Raw genomic sequence first — 25,618 nt, 5'->3', positions numbered from 1 at the left:
AACTACAAGGGGGAACTATCGTGCAAGCATTTTTTCGAAAACCTAAAAAATTCGTTACATTGACGTCGAAAGAACAACGGGTCGACGTACCTGTCGGGCTGATGACGAAATGTCCGAAATGTAAATTAATCCAATATACGAAGCAACTTGAAGCAAATTTACGTGTCTGTACGTGTGGTTATCATCATCCATTGACCGCGCAAGAACGATTTTCACAACTATTTGATGAGGGGAGTGTGACGTATTTCGAGCTTCCGCAAGTCAAGGCAGATCCCCTTCAATTTCAGGATTATCCAGAAAAACTGAAGGGTGATCAAGTTCGGACGGGACTTGAAGAAGCCATCGTCTGTGGTGTCGGAACGGTAAATGGTCATCAACTTGTCGCCTGTGTGATGGACGCGCGCTTTCGGATGGGTTCGATGGGAGCGGCAGTCGGATCAGCGATTGCGGAAGCAGTCCGCTACGCGACGAAACATCGCTTACCTGTGACGATTTTCTCTGCCTCAGGTGGTGCACGGATGCAAGAAGGGATGGTCAGTTTGATGCAGATGGCAAAATCGAGTCTGTTCCTCAAACAACATTCGGATGCAGGACTACTTTACATTTCATGCATGACCCACCCGACGACGGGGGGCGTCTCAGCTAGTTTTGCGATGCTCGGTGATTTCAACATCGCAGAACCGGGTGCTTTAATCGGATTTGCGGGACGACGGATCATCGAACAGACGATTCGGGAAAAATTGCCGGAAGATTTCCAGACAGCGGAATTCTTACTTCAAGCAGGTCAACTGGATGATGTCGTAACCCGACACGATTTAAAGACCTACTACACACGAATTCTGATGATGCACGCGGGGGGAACGAATCATGCAACCATTTGACCAACCAGTCATCGCATTACGCGAAAAAATATTAGAACTTCATGACATGGCTGAAACGCAAGGGCTCGACTTCAAAGAAGAGTTGAATTTACTTGAAGAACGATTACGTCGATTAGAAGTCGATGTTTATGGGAATATGAAAGCGTGGAACCGTGTCCAGTTGGCACGTCATCCGGAACGACCGACGACGCTCGATTATGTCGAGCGGATTTGCGACGACTTTATCGAACTTCATGGCGATCGTCACGGATATGATGACGCTGCAATCGTCGGTGGAATCGCACTGTTAAATGGTCAACCTGTTACCATCATCGGTCATCAGCGAGGCAAGGACACGAAAGAAAACATCCGCCGGAACTTTGGTATGCCTCACCCGGAAGGATATCGAAAAGCATTACGCCTCATGCAACAAGCCGTCAAATTTAATCGTCCGATCATCACGTTCATCGACACGAAAGGTGCATACCCTGGTCGTGCGGCAGAAGAACGCGGACAAAGCGAGGCGATTGCCAAAAACCTGTTTGAGATGGCAGGGATGGAAGTTCCGATCATTTCAATCGTCATTGGAGAAGGCGGTTCTGGTGGAGCGCTTGGAATTGGTGTATGTGATCAATTGTTGATGCTTGAGAACTCGACGTACTCTGTTATTTCACCTGAAGGTGCCGCTGCGTTACTTTGGAAAGATGCGAACCTTGCGGAACAAGCGGCAGAATCGATGCGGATCACAGCGCCCGATTTATTACGTCTCGGTATTGCGGACGGCATCATTCCTGAAGTCGTCGGAGGCGCGCATTTAGATGTTTCATTACAGGCGGATAAATTAAAAAGTGTACTAGAACAGAAACTTGCTTTCCTCACCCAATTGACGCCGGAACAGCTGATTGAGAAGCGCACAGAAAAATATCACCAGATTGGCACATAAGGTGCATGTAATCGCTATCATGGTTGACACTCCTTACTTCGTGAGCGAGTGAACAAACTGTTGACTAAAGTTTATGCAATCTGTCCTGTTGTAAAACAAGAAAACAACGTGCTATTTTAGATTCAGATTAATAGAGAGGTGATTAACGTGAGTTTAAAACGGATTGCTGTCTTAACAAGTGGTGGAGATGCACCCGGAATGAATGCCGCGGTGCGTGCTGTTACACGTAAAGCGATTTTTCATGGCCTAGAAGTATTTGGTGTATACAATGGATATCAAGGATTGATCAATGGCGATCTCGTCCAATTGAACCTTGGATCAGTAGGGGATATCATTCAGCGTGGAGGAACGTTCCTTCGTTCTGCCCGTTGTCCTGAGTTCCGTACAGAAGAAGGGCGTGCGAAAGCCGTCGTCAACTTGAAAAAATTCGAAATTGACGCACTCGTCGTCGTCGGTGGCGATGGGTCTTATCGTGGTGCCCAAAAATTAACGGGACTTGGTTTCCCAACAATCGGTCTTCCGGGAACGATTGATAATGATATTCCAGGAACGGATTATACGATTGGATTTGACACAGCGCTCAACACGGCGCTCGAAGCAATCGATAAAATTCGGGATACGGCTTCTTCGCATGAACGGACATACGTCATCGAAGTCATGGGTCGTGATGCTGGAGATATCGCACTGTATGCTGGATTAGCAGGTGGAGCAGAATCAATTCTTGTTCCGGAACGTCCGGAAGATTTGAAAGAAGTGCTTAACCGGATTCAGAGTGGTGTCAACCGTGGTAAAAAACACTCGATCGTCATCGTCGCAGAAGGTGCTGGTCGGGCGCAAGATGTCGGGGATCAAATCGCAAAAGAAACGGGTCTTGATACACGTGTTACCGTGTTAGGACATGTTCAACGTGGTGGTGCTCCGACAGCTGCTGACCGTGTACTCGCGAGCCGTATGGGTGCTTATGCAATCGACATTTTACTTGAAGGTAAACAAGGACGAGTCGTTGGCGTCCGTGGTGGTAAAATGATGGATCTTGATATTGATGAAGCATTAGATGAAAACAAACACGTACTCGACCTGGATATCTTAGAATTGTCGAAACAATTATCAATCTAAGCTATTTTTGAACGATGAGTTCGTTTTGGTGAAAGTTATTGGCACTGTTAACAAACGGCCAAACATTGTAGGAGGTTTATGGAATATGCGCAGAACTAAAATTGTATGTACGATTGGACCGGCGTCAGAAAAACGTCTTCCAGAAATGATCGAAGCAGGAATGAACGTCGCTCGTTTGAATTTCTCACACGGTGACTACGAAGAACACGGTGCACGGATTACGGATATCCGTCGCGCAGCTGAAGAAGCAAACAAATTAGTCACAATCCTTTTAGATACAAAAGGTCCTGAAATCCGGACACATACGTTTGAAGAAGGAAAAGCGCTTCTCGTCCGTGGTAAACAAGTCATCGTCGTCAGTGGTGACGCAAACGAAATCGTCGGAACAGCAGATAAATTCTCTGTGACATATGACGGTTTGTATGATGATGTCGAAGTTGGTTCGATGATCATGTTAGACGATGGATTAATCGGACTTCGTGTTGCGGAGAAACTAGAGAACCGTGAACTTCTTTGTGATATCGAAAACGAAGGAATCATCAAAACGAAAAAAGGTGTTAACTTACCGAACGTAAAGGTTAACTTACCGGCTTTGACAGATAAAGATATTGCTGACATCGAATTCGGAATTAAGAGTGACATCGACTTAATCGCTGCTTCATTCGTCCGTCGTGCGTCTGACGTTGTTGCGATTCGTCAATTGCTCGAAAAACACAATGCGAGCCACATCAAAATCTTCCCGAAAATCGAAAACCAAGAAGGTTTCGATAACATCGAAGAAATCATCGCGATTTCAGACGGTTTGATGGTTGCCCGTGGTGACCTTGGAATCGAGATTCCGACTGAAGAAGTAACACCAGCTCAAAAAGACCTCATCAAAATTTGTAATGACTATGGTAAACCAGTCATCACAGCAACACAGATGCTTGACTCGATGCAACGTTTCCCGCGTCCGACACGCGCAGAAGCATCAGACGTCGCAAACGCGATTCTTGATGGAACGGATGCGATCATGCTTTCAGGTGAAACGGCAGCAGGAGATTACCCAATCGAATCTGTCCAAATGATGCATACGATTGCGAAGCGGACAGAAAAAATGCTCGATTACAAAAAACTATTAAAAGATCGCCAAACGCGTAGTGAGCACACGGTGACGGATGCTATCGCTCAAGCGGTTACGCATACATCAATCAACTTGGACGCAAAAGCAATCTTGACGCCAACGCAATCAGGCTACACGGCATCACGTATTTCGAAATACCGTCCAGAAGCGAACATCGTTGCGGTCACACCAAGCGCACGTGTTGCGCGTCAGTTGAACATCGTCTGGGGTGTATACCCAATCGTCGTTGATCATCTCTCTGACAACACGGATGATATGTTGACACTTGCGGCTGATACAGCCAAAGAAGCTGGATTCGTCACAGATGGTGACCTCGTCGTCATCTCTGCTGGTATCCCTGCTCTAACTGCCGGTACAACGAACATGCTGAAAATTCATATCGTTGGTAAAGAAATCGCAAACGGTCGTGGAATCGGCGAACGTGGGGTTGTCGGCGAAGTCGTCATCGCAAACTCAGCTGACGAAGCGAACGCAAAAGCAAAAAAAGGCATGATTCTCGTGACGAACTCAACAGATCGTGACATGATGCCTGCAATCGAGTTAGCTGCTGCAATGATCACAGTCGATGGTGGATTAACAAGCCATGCTGGGATCGTAGGACCTTCACTCGGCAAACCAGTCATCGTCGGTGTTGAAAATGCTTTGACAATCTTCACAGATGGTCAAATGATTTCAATCGATCCATTGACAGGTAAATTGTACAACGCATAATCCATCAAGCGGATGTGGCGAAAGCCATGTCCGTTTTTTCGAAACATGGGGGTCGTCATGGAAGCCTATCTCTTTTTAATTGGTCTTGTGTTAATCGGAGTCATTGCTCAAAATAAATCGTTGATCATTGCAGCTGCATTCTTATTGATCGTCAAAGCTATCGGTCTGGAGGGACGGATGTTTCCGTCCCTTCAAGCAAAAGGGATTACATGGGGTGTGACGTTGATTACAGCTGCAATTCTCGTGCCGATTGCAACAGGTGATATTGGATTTAAAGAACTCCTTAATAGCATTCGTGGACATATCGGAATTATTTCATTTCTTGCCGGTATCTTTGTCGCGATTATTGCAGCACATGGAGTCGGCTTAATGAAGGAGGATCCACTCGTCACGACGGCATTGCTCGCAGGAACGATTCTCGCCGTTGGTTTATTCAGAGGTGTGCCCGTCGGTCCGCTGATTGGCGCAGGAATCGCTGCTCTCGTCATTGGAATGTGGGACGTCATCGCACGCGTATTTAGTGGCTAACCGACTTAAATGAACGATGGCAAATTAATTTTTTGATAATAGTATGCAAGTTCGTTCACTTTTTGGTTAATTTTGTTTATACTAAGGACAGAAACAAGATGGTCTATTCGAGAGCAAACGCTTCAGCAAGGGGAATGTCTCTTGAGTAGACGTCTTTTTTTCAATACGGAAATGAAAGCGTTTTAAATTTCTGGGGGAAAAAAAGGGGGATTTTTACATGACTCAAACAAAAGGGTTAGAAGGAATCGTCGCGACAGCATCGAAGATCAGTTCGATTATCGATGGTCAGTTGACGTATGGTGGTTATACAATTGATGATTTGGCGGAGCACGCCTCATTTGAAGAAGTCGTCTTCTTGCTTTGGAACGACCGCTTGCCGAAAGCAGAGGAATTGAAGCAACTGTCAGAAGCCTTGATTTCTGAAGCAAGTGTTGCACCGGCTGTACTTGAGACGATGAAAGTAGCTCCGAAGTCAGCGAATGCGATGGCTTCGATTCGGACTGCCTTATCGCAGCTTGCATTGTACGATGAGTCTGCAGAGGACATGTCGACAGAGGCGAACTACGCTAAAGCCATCAAACTCCAAGCACAAATCGCGACACTCGTCACAGCGTATGCACGTATCAAAAAGGGACAAGATCCGATTGCACCGAAAACAGGTCTTTCGTATGCTGCGAACTTCTTATACATGTTGACGGGTGAAGAGCCGACGGAAGTTGCTGAAAAAGCCTTCAATCAGGCGCTTGTTCTCCATGCAGACCACGAGTTGAATGCATCGACGTTCACGGCGCGTGTCTGTGTCGCGACACTCTCTGATGTCTATTCAGGTGTGACGGCGGCAATGGGTGCACTTAAAGGACCACTGCACGGTGGAGCGAACGAAGCCGTCATGAAAATGTTGATTGAAATTGATTCGGTTGAAAAGGTTGACGAGTATGTTCATAATAAGTTTAAGAACAAGGAAAAAATCATGGGCTTCGGTCACCGTGTCTACAAGGACGGCGACCCGCGTGCGAAGCATCTCCAAGAGATGAGCCGTCAGTTGACTGCTCAAATCGGAGAACCGAAATGGTATGAAATGTCAGTGAAAATTGATCAAATCGTCCAATCGGAAAAAGGATTGAAACCGAATGTTGATTTCTATTCTGCTTCTACGTACCATGCACTTGGGCTTGAAACAGAATTGTTTACACCAATCTTTGCTGTCAGTCGGATGTCGGGTTGGTTAGCGCACATTTTAGAGCAATATAGTGACAACCGCCTCATTCGTCCACGCGCAGATTATATTGGTGAAACACACCGGACATACGTGTCTATGAACGAACGTTAAGCAACGGAGAGGAGCAATCCTCTCCTGCTTTTTGACGTTAACTATTATTCAAGGGGGATTTTACACATGGCTACAATTCAAGGCGAAAACATCACGGTAACAAATGGCACGCTGAACGTACCTAACGCTCCAATCATTCCGTTCATCATCGGTGATGGCACTGGACCTGATATCTGGAATGCTGCAGTCCGTGTATTCGACGCTGCTGTTGAAAAAGCATACAACGGAGAAAAGAAAATTGAATGGAAAGAAGTCTACGCAGGCGAAAAAGCATTCAATAAAACAGGGAACTGGCTTCCTGAAGAAACACTTGACTTAATCCGTGAGCACATCATCGCAATCAAAGGACCACTCACGACACCAGTTGGTGGTGGAATTCGTTCATTGAACGTTGCACTTCGTCAAGAACTCGATCTTTACACATGTCTCCGTCCAGTTCGTTATTTCACAGGTGTTCCGTCGCCAGTCAAACGTCCTGAAGATACAGACATGGTCATCTTCCGTGAGAACACAGAAGACATCTACGCAGGAATCGAGTATGCAGAAGGCAGTGAAGGCGCACAAAAATTACTTAACTTCCTCCAAACAGAAATGGGTGTTAATAAAATTCGTTTCCCAGAAACATCAGGTCTCGGAATTAAACCGATTTCAAAAGAAGGGACAGAACGTCTTGTCCGTGCGGCAATCGAGTATGCACTTGAAAACAAACGTGCTTCATTGACGCTCGTCCACAAAGGGAACATCATGAAGTTCACAGAAGGTGCTTTCAAAAACTGGGGATACGAGCTTGCTGAGCGTGAATACGCAGAGCATGTCTTCACATGGAACCAGTATGACCGCATCAAAGAAGAAGAAGGCGTTGACGCAGCAAACAAAGCGCAATCTGAAGCTGAAGCTGCTGGCAAATTGATCGTTAAGGATTCAATTGCTGATATCTTCCTTCAACAAATCTTGACGCGTCCAAAAGAGTTTGATGTCGTTGCGACAATGAACTTAAACGGAGATTACATTTCAGATGCACTTGCAGCGCAAGTCGGTGGAATCGGAATCGCTCCAGGCGCAAACATCAACTACATCACAGGTCATGCAATCTTTGAAGCGACACACGGTACAGCACCGAAGTATGCAGGACTTGATAAAGTGAACCCGTCTTCTGTCATCCTTTCAGGAGAAATGATGTTCCGTCACCTAGGATGGAATGAAGTCGCTGACTTAATCATCCAATCGATGGAAAAATCAATCGAAGGCAAAGTCGTCACATATGACTTCGCACGTCTCATGGATGGCGCGACAGAAGTCAAATGTTCTGAATTCGCGGACGAACTCATCAAAAACATGTAATCTCGGACTAGAGGGGGTATGGGAAGATGAACAAGCGGAAAAAGATTTCGGTCATCGGTAGCGGATTTACGGGAGCGACGACAGCACTTTATCTGGCTCAAAAAGAGCTAGGGGATATCGTACTCGTCGACATGCCGCAACTCGAAGATCCGACGAAAGGCAAAGCACTTGATTTACAAGAAACGGCTCCGATTCAAGGATTTGATTCATGGATTCAAGGAACGTCTGACTACAAGGACATCAGTGATTCGGATATCGTCGTCATTACGGCAGGTATCGCCCGGAAACCCGGAATGAGTCGTGAAGATTTAGTCAGCACGAATGCAACTGTCATGAAATCGGTGACAAAAGAAATCGTTCGTCATGCACCGGAATCGATCATCATCGTGTTGACGAATCCGGTTGATGCGATGACGTATACGGTCTTTCAGGAGTCAGGATTTCCGAAAGAGCGGGTCATCGGTCAATCGGGTGTACTCGATACGGCACGCTTCCGGACGTTCATCGCCATGGAATTGAATGTCTCTGTTAAGGACGTCTCAGGATTTGTCCTCGGCGGACACGGAGATGACATGGTGCCTTTACTTCGCTATTCACAAGCCGGTGGTATTCCGGTCGAGAAACTCATTTCTGCCGATCGCCTCGCGGCAATCGTTGAACGGACACGTAAAGGGGGCGGAGAAATCGTCCAGTTACTTGGAAACGGCTCTGCCTACTATGCGCCAGCAGCTGCCATCGTCGAGATGGTGGAAGCGATTCTGAAGGATCAGCGGCGGATTTTACCAGCCATCGCGTATCTTGAAGGGGAGTATGGTTATCAAGATCTATACTTTGGAGTTCCGACGATTATCGGAGGTAACGGGCTCGAACAAATCATCGAGCTGGAATTGACGGAAGACGAACGACAGTCGCTTGACCGTTCGGCGGAGACCGTTCGATCGGTCCTGACAATTTTATGAATCTGAAATGAAGTGACAAAACCACGCCTTTCGAAACAGCATTGACTGTTTCAGGAAGGCGTGGTTTTTCTGTTAAAAAAGGGTATGTTCTTTCGTTTGTGAAAGCCTTGTGTACCAGGGGAGGGTGATCACGAGCAGGAAGGTCAGGAATTCATTTAAATATCCGATGCTCAGTAAGTATCCTTGATGTTTGATTAAAAAATACTGGCGATTTTCACAAGAAGAACAGTCTTTTCCATCTGTTGAAAAGATTAGGTTTCGGACTTCTTTTGCTGTCCAGGTATGTCGACAATACGTACAACGTGCCATGGAACTCACTCTTTTTTGTTCTATACGTCAATCGTTTGCAAAAGGTCTCAAAAAACCCCTAACCGACATCTGAGTGCTCAAAGATGGCCGTTAGGGGGTTTCTGGTTAAGGGAACAATACTGGCCATAAGAATCCGATTGTCAGTCCGAGCAACATCCCGACGAAAACCTGGAATTCCGTATGACCGACTAATTCGTTTAACAACGGGGTATCGTGGCGAATCCCTTTGAAATAGTCATTCAATAATTTTGCCTGCAGACCGACCGCTTGGCGAACACCCGTCGCATCATACATGATGATGACGGCGAAGATTGTCGCAAGCGCAAAAAGTGACGAACTGAAGCCTTCTTGAAATCCAATCACGACGGCCAGTGCAACGACCGTCGAACTATGTGAACTCGGCATGCCGCCTGAAGCGAACATGACCTCAAGATCAAACGATTTGTTTTTAATGACACTCGTAACAAGTTTTGCGGCTTGGGCGATAAACCAAGCGGTAAACGCGGCGAGTAAGGGATTATTCCATTCCATGTCGATTCCTCCAGATTCATTGACGATACAGTATTGTTTCCCGAATTGATCAGCTTTTACACAGAAATCTGTCTTTCGACGTAGCTTGACCTTAAAGATTGTGTAAAGAAAGGCAAGAAAGATTTGTGATTCAGTAGGAAAAGTCGTTAAGATGAAGACAGAAGAAGTGGATTCCAAGGAATTCCTCATTCATAGATGAAATTTGCCGGGGAGGCCGACTGTCTTGAAAGATAAAATAATCGTTGTTGATGATGAACTCTCAATCGCTACGCTTTTGAAATTTAATTTAGAGCAAGCTGGCTTTATCGTCGAAACTGCTCATGATGGTATGGCAGGGTTGAAGTTAGCGGAAAAACAAGATGCGGCATTGATCGTACTCGATTTGATGTTGCCTGAACTCGATGGTCTCGAAGTCTGCAAACGGCTCCGCCAACAAAAAATCAACACACCGATTTTAATGTTGACAGCAAAAGATGATGAATTTGATAAAGTATTAGGACTTGAATTGGGGGCAGATGACTATTTGACGAAACCATTTAGTCCACGTGAAGTCGTGGCGCGTGTCAAAGCCATCCTGCGCCGAATGAATCAGCAAGTCGCGGCGGAAGAGACGACCGACGGCACGATTGTAATCGGGGATGTCAAAATCGTTCCTGATAACTACGAAGCATTCAAAGCGGAAGAACGATTGGAACTGACACCAAAAGAATTTGAACTACTTGTCTATCTGGCTAAAAATAAAGGACGTGTCTTAACACGTGATCAATTGTTGTCAGCGATTTGGAATTATGATTTTGTTGGGGATACACGAATCGTCGACGTACACATCAGTCATGTCCGTGAAAAGATTGAACCGAACACGAAAAAGCCGATTTATATCAAAACGATTCGTGGACTTGGTTACAAGATGGAGGAGCCGAAAGCGGAATGAGTAAATACCGCAAACGATTTATTTTAAAGATGCTGTCATTCATTAGTCTCGTGCTCATCGCACTTGGTTTTTTATTAGGACAGTCGTTTAAAGAGTTTTATGTCAACAATGAAAAAGAAAAATTGATGGACGAGACAGCGCTCGTCGAAACGATTTTACAAGAGCGTTCGTTAGCGGACATGGCAGCCTACGTCGATCGGTTGTATGCAGAATCCCATTTCGATATGATTTTATTCAACTCGCGTGGAGAAATCATTGCCGGGACGCCTGTTGACGTGACGAAATTAAATGTTCGTGCCATCAATTTTTCAGCCATTCCGAACGATGGGACATTTGAATCGAAAGCAGATGACACGAGTATCCAGTTCACGAAGCCTGTCCAAACAGCAAGCGGGAGTGAAGTCTATCTCAGTCTGATTCGTTATACAAAGGATTTAGATTTGATTTACTCCCGGATTTGGACAGTCATCATCATTTCGCTCATCGTGTCCTTGTTTATGATTTTCTTCACTGTCTATAGCTCAACAAAACGGTTTTTGCGACCGGTGGCAGAAGCAACGGAAGTGTTGCGTGAGCTATCACATGGGAACTATAAATCACGGGTGTATGAATTGACTTCCCCCGACGAATCACGAGACCTTGGGAAATCCATCAATTTACTCGCACGAAATCTAGAAAATGCTTCGTCCGGTGAAGCGATGCAACGCGCGCGGCTCGAGTCATTGATTGAATACATGGGAGCCGGTCTGATGTTGATTGATGAGAAAGGGTATGTGTTACTCGTCAACCGGACGTATCGTGAGATGTTCAATATCCATGGTAAGTCGAATGGACAGCTCTATTACCGTGTCTTACCAAATGAAAAAATGAGTCAAGTCATCGAAGATGTCTACTTGACGGAAAAACCGAACCGGAAACAATCGAGTGTCCGCTTCGGGATTAACAGTCGGACGTTCATGGTCAGTGCGGCGCCGATTTTCGGAAAGAATGGTCGTGTCCAGGGGACGACCGTCGTCTTCAATGACATCACGGAAATCAAAAAGTTAGAGCAGATGCGTAAAGACTTCGTCGCGAATGTCAGCCACGAGCTGAAAACACCGTTGACATCAATCAAAGGGTTCGCTGAAACGTTGCTTGACGGTGCACAGGATGTGCCTGAAATCCGCGAACAATTTTTAACTATCATTCATGATGAGTCTGAGCGGATGCAGACGTTAGTGGAAGACTTGCTTGAGTTATCTAGACTTGAACAAGATAACTATCAACTTGAGACGACGATTGTCGATGTGACGAGTCTGGTCAAGGAAACCGAAACGCTCCTGCGTCGAAAAGCAGAGGAGAAAGACATGACGATCCACATCGAGACGGAAGAGGAAGTCTTCATCCGGGCGGACCTGAATCGCTTGAAGCAAGTCGTCGTCAATTTAGTAGCCAATGCCTTGAACTATACACCGAATGGTGGAAACGTCTGGGTAAATCTAGAGGATGGGGAAGAAACCGTCACCCTCCGGATTAAAGATGATGGGATCGGGATTCATCCGAAAGAGATGCAACGGATTTTTGAACGTTTCTACCGTGTTGATAAAGCAAGAAGCCGTAATTCAGGTGGCACGGGCTTAGGTCTTGCGATTGTTAAACACATCGTCGACTTACATCATGGGACGATTGATGTCGAGTCGGAAGAACAACAAGGGACGACCTTTACGATACGTTTACCGAAAAAGGGCTGAACTTCACCGTGAGTTCACATTCTCTTTACAGAGTTGTCGTATGCTAAAGATACCTTCTTCATCATCTGTGGAACGACTGGTTCAGCTCCCATGTCGTACACATCATGACGATTGGCTTTCTAGCCAGTCGTCATTTTTTTATGGCGTTTTTAGCGAACAAATGTGTGTAGAGTGATACAATGAGGACAGAAATTCTTTAAAAGGAGCGGAGACGATGGAAAACAAACTTTTACTGATTGATGGAAATTCACTGACGTATCGTGCCTTTTTTGCCTTGCCCCCGATGACGGATGCACAAGGGCGTAACACGAATGCGGCTTATGGCTTTACGATGATGTTACTTAAACTACTCGAAGAGGAACAACCGACGCATATGTTGGTTGCTTTTGACGCCTCGAGTGAGACATTCCGCCACGATGTATATCAAGAATACAAAGGAAGTCGGGAAAAGACACCGTCTGAACTACGCGAACAGTTCCCAATCGTACGTGATATCTGTGAAGCGCTCGGTATCAAAATGATGGAACTCCATCGTTATGAAGCCGATGATTTGATTGGGACGTTAGCACGGACGATGCCGGCAGACCGGACACGAATCGTCACGGGAGATAAAGATTTACTTCAACTCGTCACCGATCAAGTCGAAGTATTGATCACGAAGCGCGGCATTACCGATGTCCAGTGTATGACGGAAGAATTGTTTGCCGAGACATACGGTGGACTGAAGCCGATTCAAATGATTGATTTAAAAGGGCTAATGGGCGATAAATCGGATAACATTCCGGGAATTCCTGGCATCGGTGAAAAAACAGCGATTAAATTAATCTCTGCCTACGGTTCAGTTGAAGGACTGTATGAGCATGTCGAAGACTTAAAAGGAAAACAAAAAGAGAAAGTCATCGCGAACGAAGATCTTGCCCGACTGTCAAAAGAACTTGCGACAATCAAACTCGATGTTCCGCTTGACGTCACGTTACCTGATTTACAGATCAGTGATGTCGATACACAAGTACCGTATTCGTTATTCCAATCACTCGGGTTTAAATCGTTAACGAATCGTTTTGCTCCTGTCATCAAGGAAGAGGACAAGGAACAATTGAACGTCGAGACGATTACGACACTTCCTTCAGATGTGAAAGATGCCGTCCTCGTCGTCGAACAGTTGCGGGAAGACTACATGGAAGAAGATATCATCGGTTTTAGTATCGCGACACCCGATCAAATTTATGTCGCCTCGCAAGCATTGGTCGAGGATCCTGCTTTTCGGGAATGGATTGAATCAGACTATCAAAAAATCTGTCTCGATGCGAAACAAGCTGCCTTCGCGTTGCGGAAACACGGTTTAAAACTGCAAGCCTTCGATGATTTGTTACTTGCCGGTTACTTATTGAACTTGAGTGGCGGTACGACACTTGCGTCGATTGCCGGACATTATGCGATGATGGCACCGAGTGAAGAAGCAGTCCTTGGAAAAGGCGCAAAACGTAGCGTGCCAACAGACGAACTGTTGCATCCTTATTTAGCAGAAAAAGCACGGATGATTGAGCGATTGTTCCCGAAAGTACAAGAAGAACTCAAAGCAAACCAACAATTCGACTTGTATGAAACGCTCGAACGTCCCTTGTCAGGCGTGCTTGCTGAAATGGAGTGGACCGGCATCCGTGTCGATGTCGCAACGCTACAAGAGATGCAACATGATCTTGCAGGACGCTTAACAGATCTTGAAGAATTGATTTATGGTCAAGCGGGTGAGGCCTTCAATATCAACTCACCAAAACAACTTGGTGTCATCCTGTTCGAAAAACTCGAACTTCCTGCCTTTAAGAAAACGAAGACGGGTTATTCAACGGCAGCAGACGTCTTAGAGAAGTTAAGACCACTCCATCCGGTCATCGACCACATCATGTTATACCGTGAACTACAAAAACTCCAATCGACGTATGTCGAAGGGTTACAAAAAGTCATTAAAGAGGATGGGAAAATTCATACACGATTCGCGCAGACGATCGCACAAACGGGACGACTCAGCTCCGTTAACCCGAACTTACAAAACATTCCCGTCCGGATTGAAGAGGGTAGGAAGATTCGTAAAGCATTTGTTCCGAGTCAAGCAGAATGGTCCTTGTATGCTGCCGACTACTCACAAATCGAGTTGCGTGTCATGGCGCATATGTCGGAAGATAAAACGCTGGTCGATGCATTCTTACACGACGCTGACATTCATACGCAAACAGCGAGTAGTGTCTTTTCGGTCGATCCGGGCGACGTGACAGGAAACATGCGTCGCCAAGCGAAGGCCGTCAACTTCGGAATCATCTACGGCATCAGTGATTATGGTTTGTCGCAAAACTTGAATATCAGTCGGAAAGAAGCACAAGACTTCATCGATCGTTATTTTGAGTTGTTCCCGCAAATTAAGTTATTCATGGATGCTGCAATCGAAAAAGCACGGGTGAATGGTTTCGTCGAGACGTTGATGAACCGGCGTCGTAACATCCCCGATATCAATTCGAAGAACTTTAACTTACGTGGTTTTGCAGAACGGACAGCAATCAATACACCGATTCAAGGCTCGGCGGCAGACATCATCAAAAAAGCGATGCTCGATGTCCATGCTGCGCTTGAAGCGTCACCACTCAAGGCGCGCCTATTGCTTCAAGTACACGATGAATTGATTTTTGAGGCACCGGACGAAGAGCTGGACGCTTTAAAAGCACTTGTCAAACAAGCAATGGAGCAGACGGTCGAATTGTCGGTACCGTTACGTGTTGACGGGGATGCGGGGCATTCATGGTACGAAACGAAATAATCTGTTAGAGGAGGAACTAGTTTGCCTGAATTACCTGAAGTCGAGACCGTCAGACGCAGTCTAGAGCGGACGGTCTCTGGAAAAACGATTTCTTCTGTTAAGGTCTTCCATCCGAAGATGATTCGAGGAATGGAAGTCGCACCGTTTGTCGACGCCTTAAAACAAGGGCGAATCGAACGCGTCGAACGGCGTGGGAAATTTCTTTTGTTTGCATTCGATCAGTTTTATCTCGTCAGTCATTTACGAATGGAAGGGAAGTATTTTCCGTATCCGCAAGCGATTGAGAAAGATAAGCACACTCATGTCGTCTTCCGGTTCACAGACGGCTCAGAGCTGCATTATAATGACGTCCGAAAGTTCGGGACGATGGAGTTGCGGGAAAAAGCGACTGTGATGCAGGTCCCGCCACTTGCCCAACTCGAGCGGGAACCGTTTGATCCGACGTTCACGGCAGAAGTCTTAGCTGAAAATCTAATTCGCAAAAAGCGCAGTCCGATCAAAACGGCACTGCTCGATCAATCGATCTTTTTAGGACTTGGGAACATCTATGTCGATGAGACGTTGTTCGCGGCACGGGTTCATCCGTTAACGAAAGCTGGGGCCTTGACGCTTGACGATATTTCACGGATTCACGTCGCGGGTGTCGATGTCTTGCGGAAGGCGGTCGACAGCGGCGGCAGTACGATCCGAAGTTATGTCTCACCGTCCGGACAAGGTGAGTTTCAATTGCAGCTCGCTGTGTATGGACAGACGGGTGCACCGTGTCCGCGCTGCGGGACGGCGATTGAAAAAATCAAGGTCGGTGGACGTGGGACACACTTCTGTCCGAACTGTCAGCAGGTCGCGTTATGAGAATCGGTTTGACGGGAGGAATCGCGACGGGAAAGAGTACCGTCGCGACGTATCTACAAACGAATGGGATTCCGGTCATCGATGCTGATTTGATCGCACGGGAAGTCATGGAACCGGATGGACTCGCTTATCAAGATGTGAAAGCTGCCTTTCCGGAAGCATTTGAAGATGGGATATTAATCCGAGCCAAGCTTGGTGAAATTATTTTTCGCGATAGTGAAAAACGAAATTTACTGAACGAGTTGATGCATCCGAAGATTCGACAACAGATGCTCGCTCGGGCAGACGAATTGGAACAGCAAGAAAAATCTTTAGTTGTTTTTGATATCCCGCTTTTGTTGGAAGGCGATTGGAAACAGCTTGTCGATCAAGTCGTAGTGGTCTATTGTAACGCTTCTCTACAATTGGAGCGATTGATGGAACGCAATCAATTATCACGTGACGAAGCAGAGTCGCGTGTGCAATCCCAACTCGATATCGAACAGAAACGTCTTCTCGCCGACTATGTGTTGGTCAACGAAGGAACGGTCGAAGCGTTATATCAACAAATTGATCAATGGTTAAAAAAATTGCCTGTCATCCGTTGACGGGAGAAGTCTAAATTAAAATTAAATGAATGAAATCTTTATTTTGAGAGGAGTTCACGACTTCTCTCAACTTTTTTTTGTTTACATAATGAAATCGCTTACATTTCGTGATATAGTTCTATCTGTAAACGGAGCATTATCCGTCACATTGAAGGGGGATCCGCACATGGGAGTCAAGGTGGCAGTTAACGGGTTTGGGCGTATTGGTCGAATGGTGTTCCGTCGATTAATCGCTGAGGGGAAAAGTCAGGTCGTCGCAATCAATGCAAGTTATCCACCGGAAACATTAGCACACTTAATCAAGTACGATACGGTCCATGGAAAGTTTGAGTACCCGGTCGAGATTGTCGAGGGTGGTTTGATGATTAACGAACAACTCGTGAAAATCGTCAGCGAACGCAATCCTGAGTTATTACCGTGGGGGGAACTTGAGATTGATGTCGTTGTCGAAGCGACGGGGAAGTTTAATTCGAAAGATGGCGCAAGCAAACATCTGTTGGCAGGTGCTAAAAAAGTCGTCATCACGGCACCAGCGAAAGGTGATATTCGTACCATTGTAATGGGGGTCAATGATGCGATGTACGATCATGAGAGTGATCACGTCGTCTCGAATGCATCCTGTACGACGAATTGCCTTGCGCCCGTCGTCCAAGTCATCGACCGGGCATTCGGAATCGAGACGGGACTCGTCACGACGATCCATGCCTTTACGAATGATCAAAATAATATCGATAATCCTCATAAGGATTTACGTCGCGCGCGAGCTTGCGGGTCATCGATTATTCCGACATCAACCGGTGCAGCACGCGCCATTTCACTCGTTTTACCACATCTCGAAGGAAAGTTGAACGGACTTGCACTCCGTGTTCCGACACCGAACGTGTCGCTCGTGGATCTCGTCGTCGAAGTGAGTCGGGATACGACGGTCGCAGAAGTAAACGAAGCGTTCGTGAAAGCAGCTGACGGCGCGTTGGAGGGGATTCTAGGATTGACGATGGAACCACTCGTTTCGATTGATTTCAACGGGGAAGTCCGTTCGACGGTCGTCGATGGTTTATCGACAATGGTCATGGGAGGGCGCCAAGTGAAGGTGCTCGCTTGGTACGACAATGAATGGGGATATTCATGCCGTGTCGTCGATCTCGTTCAGATGATTGGAGCCCATATCGAGGCAACAACCGTTGAAAAGGAATTAGAATTAAAATAAAGTAGACTTTTAAAACCGCTCTATACCAACAGGTAGAGCGGTTTTTTTAGATTTAGACGCTAAAATTAAAAATTTATCCTTGTGTATCTTTTTGATACTCGCTATAATTCAAATCGTGAACTTCAATCGGTCTGGCAATCGCAGCTTAAAGGGTTAGGACCTCTCTGGACTAACTTTCCCCCGTGGGTGCGAACGACTCAGGCGCAAAGTAAGTGATCATGACTATACTTTGAAGACCATTGAATGTAGGGGGGATCCACTAATGGATACTATGGGAAGACACATTATTGCAGAACTTTGGGATTGTAATCCTGAAAAATTAAACGACATGGAATTTGTCGAACGACTCTTCGTTGACGCAGCACTTCAAGCAGGTGCAGAAGTACGCGAAGTCGCATTCCACAAGTTTGCTCCACACGGAGTAAGCGGTGTCGTCATCATTTCTGAATCGCATTTAACGATTCACAGTTTCCCAGAACACGGATACGCATCAGTTGATGTCTTTACGTGTGGGGATCGCATCGATCCAGCCATCGCAGCGAATTATATCGCTGACGCGCTTGATGCAAAAATCCGTGAAAATGTCGAAATTCCGCGTGGCATGGGACCTGTTAAAGTTCCAGCAGCTACGATTCAGCACGTTAACTGACAAAAACACGAACTACCAGCCCTCGTCTTTATGGCGAGGGCTTTTTAATATGTCTGACGTCTGTTATTCTTAATAGTAGAAGAAAACAGAAAAGGTGATGGCGGATGGGATTTAAAGAACGTTTGCAAAAGCAGCTTGAAACGTCTGATGCACATAAAAATGAAAAATTACGGACACATTATTATGCGGCGACACCCGATATGTTGTTTAAAGGTCTAGAAGCGACGATTACAACACAAGCGGGAACGGTGAAACGGATCGACGCTGAACGTGGCGAATTGGCTTTTGCGGCTCCAGGATTAGATGGCTTAGCGACGGTCATCATGATTGGTTCGGGCCGGACGGCGGTCGATTTATTTTTACACCGTGAGGGACTGCTAGGACCGGATCTCGAAAAGTGGATTGAAACGATTTATCAAGAGTTAGATGCGACGTATCGTTTGAAAATGATTGGAACAAGAGAAATTACGTGAACGGAGGTGCGGCATGCGTTGTCCAGCCTGTAACTATAATGGAACGAAAGTCCTCGATTCAAGACCCGTTCAAGATTTCGGATCGATTCGACGCCGACGTGAATGTGAATCGTGTGGGTATCGTTTTACGACATTTGAGATGATTGAACAAACACCACTTATCATCGTGAAAAAGGATGGGACGCGTGACGAGTTCAATCGGGATAAGATTTTACGTGGTCTCGTCCGGGCATGCGAAAAACGTCCGATTTCGATCGAGCAACTGGAAACGGTCGTCAGCCGTGTCGAGAAAGCCTTACGCGCGACGGCGCAACATGAAATTCCGAGCGAACAAGTCGGTCGGCTCGTGTTGAATGAACTTGCTTCCGTTGATGAAGTGGCCTATGTCCGCTTCGCCAGTGTCTATAAACAGTTCAAAGACATTAACGTCTTTTTCCAAGAGTTATCTGAATTGATGGAACGTCACCAAGAAAATGAACAGAACAATTAAACGTAATGGAGAGGTCGTCTGTAGGATCAGAACGCACCTCTCTTTTTCTCACGAAAGAAGGGACGAAGCAGATGGTGGAACGTGAAGTATCGGGAACAGACTTATGCTTAATCATGAGTAACGGTGTCGTCGACCGTGAAGCGTATCAGTCTCTCTATTATTTGTATCAGCCAATCATTGGCGTCAAAGCGCTTGGACTGTACCAAACCTTTTGGAGTGAGATGATTCCTGGGAAAACGAAATCGCAGTTTATCTCACATGCAGAACTCGGTACACTCCTTGGTTTTACAGTCGACGAATTCAAAGAAGAGTTGTTTAAGCTCGAAGGCATTGGATTGATTCGGACATTCGAAGCGAAACAAGCAGCGTACCGGTACGTCTATCAAATACGTGTCCCGTTAGCGCCGAATACATTCCTAAACGATGGTGTCCTGTCGAGTCTCTTATTTTACCGCGTCGGAGAAATTCGATTTCGAGCGCTTCAAAATCGTTTTCGGACGGAGCCGTTGCCGAAGAATGTCGTCGACCGAACGGTTCGTTTCGATCAAGTCTTTGATGTCAAAGCAGGACTTGCTTCTGCCCATCAACCAAAAGCGTATGCGAAACAAGAACGTGCTGCGTATGAGTTTGATTACTCGTTTGATTTAGAAGAAATGAAGCGACAGACCGATCGTTTCCTGCCGCGGAACTTTTATACGAAATCAATTGATCAGTTGTTGTTGAAACTGGCTTACGTCACACAATCAAATGAAGCCTTGATGGCGGAACTCTTAAACGCCCGCTTCCGGCATGAAGCCTATTTACCGATGACGGATAGTGAGAAGCAAGAGCGTTGTAAACAGATGATGTTATCGGCGAAACAAAAACTCAGCCGGGATAAAAAAGCGAAGGTTGCGGTGCTTGAAGAAGTCGAGGTCGGTGAGTTAAGTGAAACGGAGACGATGGAAGGGACCCATCCGAAACAATATGTCGCGAAGTTACGTAAAGTGAAGGCCTTATCTGAACGGGATGAAGAATTGATTCAGCAATTGATCATCGATTATGAAATGTCGTCGGGCATCGTCAATGCGGCCTATTACTATGCGCTTGTCGTCAAAAAAGATAACCGATTCAGTAAAAACTTCCTGCTTTCAATCGTCGATGATTGGAAACAAAAAGGATATGCGACCGCTGCAGAGGCCTTGGCGAAAACAAAAGACCAAGACGAATTGATTGCGAAGAAACAAGACCAAAAGCAAGAACGGTCACGCCAAACCGTCGGCGGCAGAAGAGGACGGCCGAGTTCGGCTGGACCTAATCCGAAATGGCTGCAAGAAGAAAAAGAGAAACAACAAAAGTATGAAGCGACTAAAAAAGCGAGTTTTGAGGCAGAAGTACCAGATGATGCAGAGATGGAACGGATTCTGCGTGAACTAAAGGGGAAGTAAAGGAGTAGTGAGATGGAACATATCCAATCATCGATTGAAAAAATCTTAAATCGTCCAGGCGTCGCAGAGTCCGTGCGGGCCATTCATGAGCGTGTTTTATCACACCCGGGTGTCATCGTCTTTTTAAGGACACATCCTGAAATCGATCAACGGACGATTGAGCGGGGGATGTTAAAGCTCAACGAATATGCCGAGCAGATGGACGGACATCAAGTGATTGAAAAAAAGGCCGTCATCGAAGGATATCAGCCCGTGTTACATTTAGAAAAAGGTCAAATCATGGTCGCCTATGAAAAAACACAAGCACTCAAAGACCGTGAAAGTGAACGGGCGCTTGAGAAAAAATTCAAAAGCTTATTTTTACCGGATGAAGTACGCGACGCAAACTTCAGTGATTTTGATTTGACGACAACCGACCGAAAACTTGCCTTACGGGCAGCGTCACAGTTTTTGAATACCGTCCGTTCGAACGAGCAGGTCAAGGGACTTTATCTACACGGGAGCTTTGGCGTCGGGAAAACATATTTGCTCGCAGCAATCGGGAATGCGCTAAAAAAAGAACGCGTCGCGACAATTCTTGTCCATGCGCCGGGGTTTGTTTCGGAAGCGAAACGACGAATCCGGTCTGATAGTTTTGATACGTTCCTCGAGAGTTTTCAGACGGTACCCGTTCTGTTGATTGACGACATCGGAGCGGAGTCAATCAGCCCATGGGTCCGAGATGAACTGTTCGGGATCATCTTACAGTACCGTATGATGCATCGCTTGCCGACATTGTTCAGTTCGAACTTATCGTATGATGAACTTGAGCTTCATTTCGGAATTACGAATGATCAAGGGGATAAATTGAAAGCGATGCGGTTGATGGAACGAATCCGAACAACGACGAATCCAGTCGAATTTTTAGGTGAAAATCGCCGGCGTTATTAATTTTCCTTGTCAAAGAACTTCATCTTTCGCTATACTTAGTGCACAATCAGTATAGTGACTTGCAAAGATTGAGGATACGAAGGACGAACTGGACCAAACAAGCGAGAGAAGGATGGTGGAAGCTTCTCATGGACGCTAGTCGTTTGCTTTACTCCCTCATAGCACAGGCGGGGCTAATCCGTTTGCGTCTCACGCCCGTTATCGCGTGTTCGAGCCGGTACATGGAAACATGTTCGGGAACGAGGGTGGTACCACGAGACAAAGACTCGTCCCTTTTTAGAGGGATGGGTCTTTTTTTATTTAACTTAAGGGGGAAACAGTCATGTCAACTATTGCTCTTACATTTCCAGACGGCGCGGTCAAAGAATTCGCAGCCGGTACAACTGCTGAAGAAGTCGCGGCTTCAATCAGTCCGGGACTCCGGAAAAAGGCGTTTGCCGCAAAACTAGACGGTGAGGTCATCGACTACCGACGTCCGATTGAAAAAGACGGTGTCATCGAACTCGTCATGCCCGATTCAGAAGAAGGACTCGATTTGATTCGTCACTCGTCTGCTCATTTGATGGCGCAAGCAATCAAACGTCTTTTCCCGGATGAAACGATTCACCTTGGAATCGGACCGACGATTGAAAACGGCTTTTATTATGACATCGACATGGAACGTCGTTTAACAGAAGAAGATCTTCCGGTCATCGAAAAGATGATGAATAAAATTGCGGGTGAAAACTTATCAATCGAACGGGAAGTCGTTTCGCGTGACGAAGCCTTAGCCATCTATCAAGAGTTGAATGACCCGCTTAAAATCGAATTGATTGAATCGATTCCAGCGGATCAAGATTTAACACTGTATCGTCAAGGTGAGTTCTTCGACTTATGCCGTGGTCCACACGTGCCGGCGACAGCAAAACTGCAAGTCTTCAAATTGATGAGCATCGCAGGCGCATATTGGCGCGGTGACTCGAAAAATAAAATGTTACAACGGATTTACGGGACAGCCTGGGCGACAAAAGACCAATTGAAACAACACTTACACTTCTTAGCTGAAGCAAAAGAGCGTGATCACCGCAAACTCGGAAAAGAACTCGATTTGTTCTTCACATCGCAAGACGTCGGTCAAGGATTACCAATGTGGTTACCAAAAGGAGCGGCCATTCGTCGGACGGTCGAACGTTACATCGTCGACAAAGAGCTTGAACTCGGTTATGAACATGTCTACACACCAGTCCTCGGTTCTGTTGAGTTGTATAAGACGTCAGGACACTGGGATCACTATCAAGATGATATGTTCCCGAAAATGGAAATGGACAATGAAGAGTTGGTTCTCCGTCCGATGAACTGTCCGCACCACATGATGATTTATAAAAACGAACCACGGTCATACCGTGACTTACCACTCCGTGTCGCAGAACTTGGTGGCATGCACCGTTACGAAATGTCAGGTGCACTGACGGGGCTACAACGCGTCCGTTACATGGTCCTAAACGACGGGCATACATTCGTCCGTCCGGATCAAATGAAAGATGAGTTCAAAGCCATCGTTCACTTGATTCAAGAGGTGTACGCGGACTTCGGAATTACCGATTATAAATTCCGTCTGTCTTACCGTGACCCGGCTGATAAAGAAAAGTACTTCGACAACGATGCGATTTGGGAAATGGCGCAACGTGAGTTGAAAGAAACGATGGATGAACTTGAACTGGAATATTTCGAAGCAGAAGGTGAAGCCGCGTTTTATGGTCCGAAACTCGATGTTCAAGTCCGGACAGCACTCGGTAAGGATGAGACACTGTCGACAGTTCAGCTCGACTTCTTGTTACCGGAGCGGTTCGAATTGACGTATAAAGGAAATGATGGACAAGACCATCGTCCGGTCGTCCTGCACCGTGGCGTTGTTTCGACGATGGAACGGTTCGTCGCGTACTTGATCGAAGAATATAAAGGGGCATTCCCAACATGGCTCGCACCGGTCCAAGTCAAATTGATTCCGGTCTCACGAGCGCAAGAAGATTACGCACGTGAAATTAAAGCGATGCTCTTGAAAAAAGGAATCCGGATTGAAACAGACTTCCGCGATGAGAAGCTCGGTTACCGTATCCGTGAAGCACAGATGAATAAAATCCCTGTCATGCTCGTACTTGGAGATAAAGAAGTAGAAGCACGTGAAGTCAATATCCGTCGTTATGGGTCAAAAGATTCGAGCAATGCCTCGCTTGAGCAATTCGTTGCTGATTTAGAAGTAGAGATCGCCAACCGTTCGAAGTAATCAATAATAGTCTGAATCGGTTAGCTCAACACTTTTTTCACATACTTTCCTTAGGCAAGACATAAGCCAGCTTTCCTGTCCGTTAAGGGCACGGGAAAGCTGGCTTTTTCTTGCATCCGGGATGAAACGTAGCTTAATCCGATGGGTTTTGGAGAAATTTCGAGTCGAACCATTTTGTATCTACATAGTTTTTGAAGCGCGGCCGATAAAAGGAAGAGAGGGGTGGAACGATTGAAGAAATTAATTGTAGTGTGTCTTTGTGCCATGTCGTTTACATTCATTGCGCCGGGTGTCGAACAAGTCGAAAGTATGAAAACATACCGGATTACACCTCGGACAGAGCCGATTGATCCTGTTTTGCGGAAGTACTCGACATATAATAAACAAACAAAAAACTATTATACGTTGCGGTCTTATTTAGAAAAAATCGAGGCAGAAGGCGGCGGGACGCTTGTCTTAGCGAAAGGAACGTATCTGTCGCCGATTCGTGTTGGTGTTCCGTCGAATACAACGATCCGTTTAGAGGACGGTGTCATCATCAAAAAGACATTCGACACCGGGACGACGAAAATCGCGGCAACAACAAGTGTCTTCGACCTCGTTCCACCATCTGTTTTGCGCCTGAAAACAACTGTTGGAAAATACAACGGTTCACATCATGTGACGATCGAAGGGCAGGGTAATGCACAAATTGACTTAGATCATCGCGCAAGAGGCGCGGCGTTTGCAATTGCCCATAACGCAAATCTTTACATCGGCGGACTGACGATTCGGAATCAAAACGGTTCACATGCAATTGAGTTAGACGCAACGAATCATGCTGTAATTGAACATATGGCCTTCATCAATGCGAAGATGATTAAAAATACCGGACCGAACGAATCGATTAATCTCGATACACCTGACCCGGTGACACAAGGATTTCGGTGGAAGTGGTCTGCGCAGGACCGGACACCAAATCAAAACATCGTGATTCGAAACAATACGTTTAAAAACATTAATGTCGCAGTCGGTACACATCAGTATTCGCAAGATCGTCCGCATCAAAATATTCGGATTGAATCGAATACGATTGATGGGACGAAAGACCATGCGATTTCGATGATGAATTGGGAAAAACCAATCGTCCAACTAAATAAGATTCGAAATGTCCACCGGGCGGATGGCAAGGCCATTGCAATTCTCGGGAGAGGTGTCGTTGGTGGGGTCATTAAAAGTAATCGAATTGAATATTCCGATCGTGCGATCCAAATGCAACCGCACCAAAGTAACGGATTTAAACCGATCTACAATCGATTTACGGATGTTGAAAAGTTGAATTTCCGTAAAAATAAAATGAAACAAGTCAATGTCGGGCAAGTCGTACTCTATTCGAAATTAAATGATTTTTCCGTAGAGACGTCAGAACGGTTCAACTTTGTCCCGTGAAGCATATGATTCCGGATTGAAGCGAAGCGTGACAAGTGAGTACTGCAAAGAAGAACGGGTCATTCTATGCAAAAGTCTTCTGTTAGTAATA

At 46.0% G+C, this 25,618-nt stretch carries 22 protein-coding genes; 21 read left to right on the top strand and 1 reads right to left on the bottom strand.

The features are described 5' to 3' along the window. Positions 1-17 precede the first annotated feature (17 nt). The 8 genes from accD to mdh all read left to right on the top strand — a co-directional run bounded on the left by accD (position 18) and on the right by mdh (position 8,911). The gene (accD, locus tag KNQ04_RS01565; RefSeq protein ID WP_214847383.1) at positions 18-881 is read left to right on the top strand and encodes an acetyl-CoA carboxylase, carboxyltransferase subunit beta; all 864 of its coding nucleotides are present in this window, start codon (positions 18-20) and stop codon (positions 879-881) included. Continuing rightward, positions 868-1,803, top strand: coding sequence for an acetyl-CoA carboxylase carboxyltransferase subunit alpha (locus tag KNQ04_RS01560; protein WP_214846851.1), 936 nt, complete (start codon positions 868-870; stop codon positions 1,801-1,803). The genes accD and KNQ04_RS01560 overlap by 14 nt, the downstream gene beginning before the upstream one ends. Before the next feature lie 147 nt (positions 1,804-1,950). Then, positions 1,951-2,919, top strand: a complete 969-nt coding sequence (pfkA, locus tag KNQ04_RS01555; RefSeq protein ID WP_214846849.1) for a 6-phosphofructokinase — start codon at positions 1,951-1,953, stop codon at positions 2,917-2,919. 85 nt (positions 2,920-3,004) lie between these two features. Next, positions 3,005-4,753, top strand: a complete 1,749-nt coding sequence (gene pyk, locus KNQ04_RS01550; RefSeq protein WP_214846847.1) for a pyruvate kinase — start codon at positions 3,005-3,007, stop codon at positions 4,751-4,753. A gap of 57 nt (positions 4,754-4,810) precedes the next feature. Further along, positions 4,811-5,281 carry a DUF441 domain-containing protein gene (locus KNQ04_RS01545; RefSeq protein ID WP_214846846.1) on the top strand — a complete coding sequence of 157 codons (471 nt, stop codon included), beginning with the start codon at positions 4,811-4,813 and terminating at the stop codon, positions 5,279-5,281. Positions 5,282-5,498: 217 nt separating this feature from the next. Continuing rightward, on the top strand, positions 5,499-6,611 hold the full coding sequence (gene citZ / locus KNQ04_RS01540) for a citrate synthase (RefSeq protein WP_214846845.1): 1,113 nt from the start codon (positions 5,499-5,501) through the stop codon (positions 6,609-6,611). A gap of 66 nt (positions 6,612-6,677) precedes the next feature. After that, positions 6,678-7,952 carry an NADP-dependent isocitrate dehydrogenase gene (gene icd / locus KNQ04_RS01535; RefSeq protein ID WP_214846844.1) on the top strand — a complete coding sequence of 425 codons (1,275 nt, stop codon included), beginning with the start codon at positions 6,678-6,680 and terminating at the stop codon, positions 7,950-7,952. A 26-nt stretch (positions 7,953-7,978) separates the two neighbouring features. Then, positions 7,979-8,911 (top strand): malate dehydrogenase, encoded by a 933-nt coding sequence (gene mdh, locus KNQ04_RS01530; RefSeq protein WP_214846843.1) that lies wholly within the window; start codon positions 7,979-7,981, stop codon positions 8,909-8,911. A gap of 414 nt (positions 8,912-9,325) precedes the next feature. Here mdh and KNQ04_RS01525 read toward each other — a convergent pair whose 3' ends face one another. Then, positions 9,326-9,751 carry a divergent PAP2 family protein gene (locus tag KNQ04_RS01525; RefSeq protein ID WP_214846842.1) on the bottom strand — a complete coding sequence of 142 codons (426 nt, stop codon included), beginning with the start codon at positions 9,749-9,751 and terminating at the stop codon, positions 9,326-9,328. Positions 9,752-9,974: 223 nt separating this feature from the next. Here KNQ04_RS01525 and KNQ04_RS01520 point away from each other — a divergent pair, with 223 nt between their 5' ends. The 13 genes from KNQ04_RS01520 to KNQ04_RS01460 all read left to right on the top strand — a co-directional run bounded on the left by KNQ04_RS01520 (position 9,975) and on the right by KNQ04_RS01460 (position 25,527). Then, positions 9,975-10,682, top strand: coding sequence for a response regulator transcription factor (locus KNQ04_RS01520; protein ID WP_214846841.1), 708 nt, complete (start codon positions 9,975-9,977; stop codon positions 10,680-10,682). Continuing rightward, entirely contained in the window at positions 10,679-12,412 is a 1,734-nt protein-coding gene (gene pnpS / locus KNQ04_RS01515; protein ID WP_214846839.1) for a two-component system histidine kinase PnpS, read from the top strand. The genes KNQ04_RS01520 and pnpS overlap by 4 nt, the downstream gene beginning before the upstream one ends. Positions 12,413-12,626: 214 nt before the next feature. Then, positions 12,627-15,221: a DNA polymerase I gene (gene polA, locus KNQ04_RS01510; RefSeq protein ID WP_214846838.1), complete on the top strand. Its 2,595-nt coding sequence runs from the start codon at positions 12,627-12,629 to the stop codon at positions 15,219-15,221. A gap of 21 nt (positions 15,222-15,242) precedes the next feature. Further along, complete coding sequence (gene mutM, locus KNQ04_RS01505; protein WP_214846837.1) at positions 15,243-16,073, top strand: DNA-formamidopyrimidine glycosylase; 831 nt, start codon at positions 15,243-15,245, stop codon at positions 16,071-16,073. Further along, positions 16,070-16,660: a dephospho-CoA kinase gene (coaE, locus tag KNQ04_RS01500; protein ID WP_214846836.1), complete on the top strand. Its 591-nt coding sequence runs from the start codon at positions 16,070-16,072 to the stop codon at positions 16,658-16,660. The genes mutM and coaE overlap by 4 nt, the downstream gene beginning before the upstream one ends. Positions 16,661-16,826: 166 nt before the next feature. Continuing rightward, positions 16,827-17,867, top strand: a complete 1,041-nt coding sequence (locus tag KNQ04_RS01495) for a glyceraldehyde-3-phosphate dehydrogenase (protein ID WP_214846835.1) — start codon at positions 16,827-16,829, stop codon at positions 17,865-17,867. A 262-nt stretch (positions 17,868-18,129) separates the two neighbouring features. Then, positions 18,130-18,516: an adenosylmethionine decarboxylase gene (gene speD / locus KNQ04_RS01490; protein ID WP_029331133.1), complete on the top strand. Its 387-nt coding sequence runs from the start codon at positions 18,130-18,132 to the stop codon at positions 18,514-18,516. A 104-nt stretch (positions 18,517-18,620) separates the two neighbouring features. Next, positions 18,621-18,989: a hypothetical protein gene (locus tag KNQ04_RS01485; RefSeq protein ID WP_214846834.1), complete on the top strand. Its 369-nt coding sequence runs from the start codon at positions 18,621-18,623 to the stop codon at positions 18,987-18,989. 13 nt (positions 18,990-19,002) lie between these two features. Beyond that, the gene (gene nrdR, locus KNQ04_RS01480; protein ID WP_214846832.1) at positions 19,003-19,479 is read left to right on the top strand and encodes a transcriptional regulator NrdR; all 477 of its coding nucleotides are present in this window, start codon (positions 19,003-19,005) and stop codon (positions 19,477-19,479) included. A 71-nt stretch (positions 19,480-19,550) separates the two neighbouring features. Then, positions 19,551-20,906 carry a replication initiation and membrane attachment family protein gene (locus tag KNQ04_RS01475; RefSeq protein WP_214846830.1) on the top strand — a complete coding sequence of 452 codons (1,356 nt, stop codon included), beginning with the start codon at positions 19,551-19,553 and terminating at the stop codon, positions 20,904-20,906. A 12-nt stretch (positions 20,907-20,918) separates the two neighbouring features. Continuing rightward, entirely contained in the window at positions 20,919-21,836 is a 918-nt protein-coding gene (dnaI, locus tag KNQ04_RS01470; protein WP_214846828.1) for a primosomal protein DnaI, read from the top strand. A gap of 322 nt (positions 21,837-22,158) precedes the next feature. After that, positions 22,159-24,099 carry a threonine--tRNA ligase gene (gene thrS / locus KNQ04_RS01465; protein ID WP_214846826.1) on the top strand — a complete coding sequence of 647 codons (1,941 nt, stop codon included), beginning with the start codon at positions 22,159-22,161 and terminating at the stop codon, positions 24,097-24,099. Between the two features lie 231 nt (positions 24,100-24,330). Next, positions 24,331-25,527: a glycoside hydrolase family protein gene (locus KNQ04_RS01460; RefSeq protein WP_251136811.1), complete on the top strand. Its 1,197-nt coding sequence runs from the start codon at positions 24,331-24,333 to the stop codon at positions 25,525-25,527. Positions 25,528-25,618: the final 91 nt, after the last annotated feature.

It is taken from the genome of Exiguobacterium sp. s193 (genome assembly GCF_018618755.1).
Classification (GTDB): Bacteria; Bacillota; Bacilli; order Exiguobacteriales; family Exiguobacteriaceae; genus Exiguobacterium_A.
Note: the sequence above shows the minus strand (reverse complement) of the source record. Positions and strands in the feature narration are given on the sequence as shown.

Coding starts and splice junctions, on each gene's coding strand:
- KNQ04_RS01485 (WP_214846834.1), top strand. CDS start 18,621: ATGGGATTTAAAGAACGTTTGCAAAAGCAGCTTGAAACGTCTGATGCA.
- polA (WP_214846838.1), top strand. CDS start 12,627: ATGGAAAACAAACTTTTACTGATTGATGGAAATTCACTGACGTATCGT.
- thrS (WP_214846826.1), top strand. CDS start 22,159: ATGTCAACTATTGCTCTTACATTTCCAGACGGCGCGGTCAAAGAATTC.
- coaE (WP_214846836.1), top strand. CDS start 16,070: ATGAGAATCGGTTTGACGGGAGGAATCGCGACGGGAAAGAGTACCGTC.
- pyk (WP_214846847.1), top strand. CDS start 3,005: ATGCGCAGAACTAAAATTGTATGTACGATTGGACCGGCGTCAGAAAAA.
- speD (WP_029331133.1), top strand. CDS start 18,130: ATGGATACTATGGGAAGACACATTATTGCAGAACTTTGGGATTGTAAT.
- citZ (WP_214846845.1), top strand. CDS start 5,499: ATGACTCAAACAAAAGGGTTAGAAGGAATCGTCGCGACAGCATCGAAG.
- KNQ04_RS01545 (WP_214846846.1), top strand. CDS start 4,811: ATGGAAGCCTATCTCTTTTTAATTGGTCTTGTGTTAATCGGAGTCATT.
- KNQ04_RS01495 (WP_214846835.1), top strand. CDS start 16,827: ATGGGAGTCAAGGTGGCAGTTAACGGGTTTGGGCGTATTGGTCGAATG.
- dnaI (WP_214846828.1), top strand. CDS start 20,919: ATGGAACATATCCAATCATCGATTGAAAAAATCTTAAATCGTCCAGGC.
- KNQ04_RS01525 (WP_214846842.1), bottom strand. CDS start 9,751: ATGGAATGGAATAATCCCTTACTCGCCGCGTTTACCGCTTGGTTTATC.
- mdh (WP_214846843.1), top strand. CDS start 7,979: ATGAACAAGCGGAAAAAGATTTCGGTCATCGGTAGCGGATTTACGGGA.
- icd (WP_214846844.1), top strand. CDS start 6,678: ATGGCTACAATTCAAGGCGAAAACATCACGGTAACAAATGGCACGCTG.
- KNQ04_RS01475 (WP_214846830.1), top strand. CDS start 19,551: ATGGTGGAACGTGAAGTATCGGGAACAGACTTATGCTTAATCATGAGT.
- pnpS (WP_214846839.1), top strand. CDS start 10,679: ATGAGTAAATACCGCAAACGATTTATTTTAAAGATGCTGTCATTCATT.
- KNQ04_RS01560 (WP_214846851.1), top strand. CDS start 868: ATGCAACCATTTGACCAACCAGTCATCGCATTACGCGAAAAAATATTA.
- nrdR (WP_214846832.1), top strand. CDS start 19,003: ATGCGTTGTCCAGCCTGTAACTATAATGGAACGAAAGTCCTCGATTCA.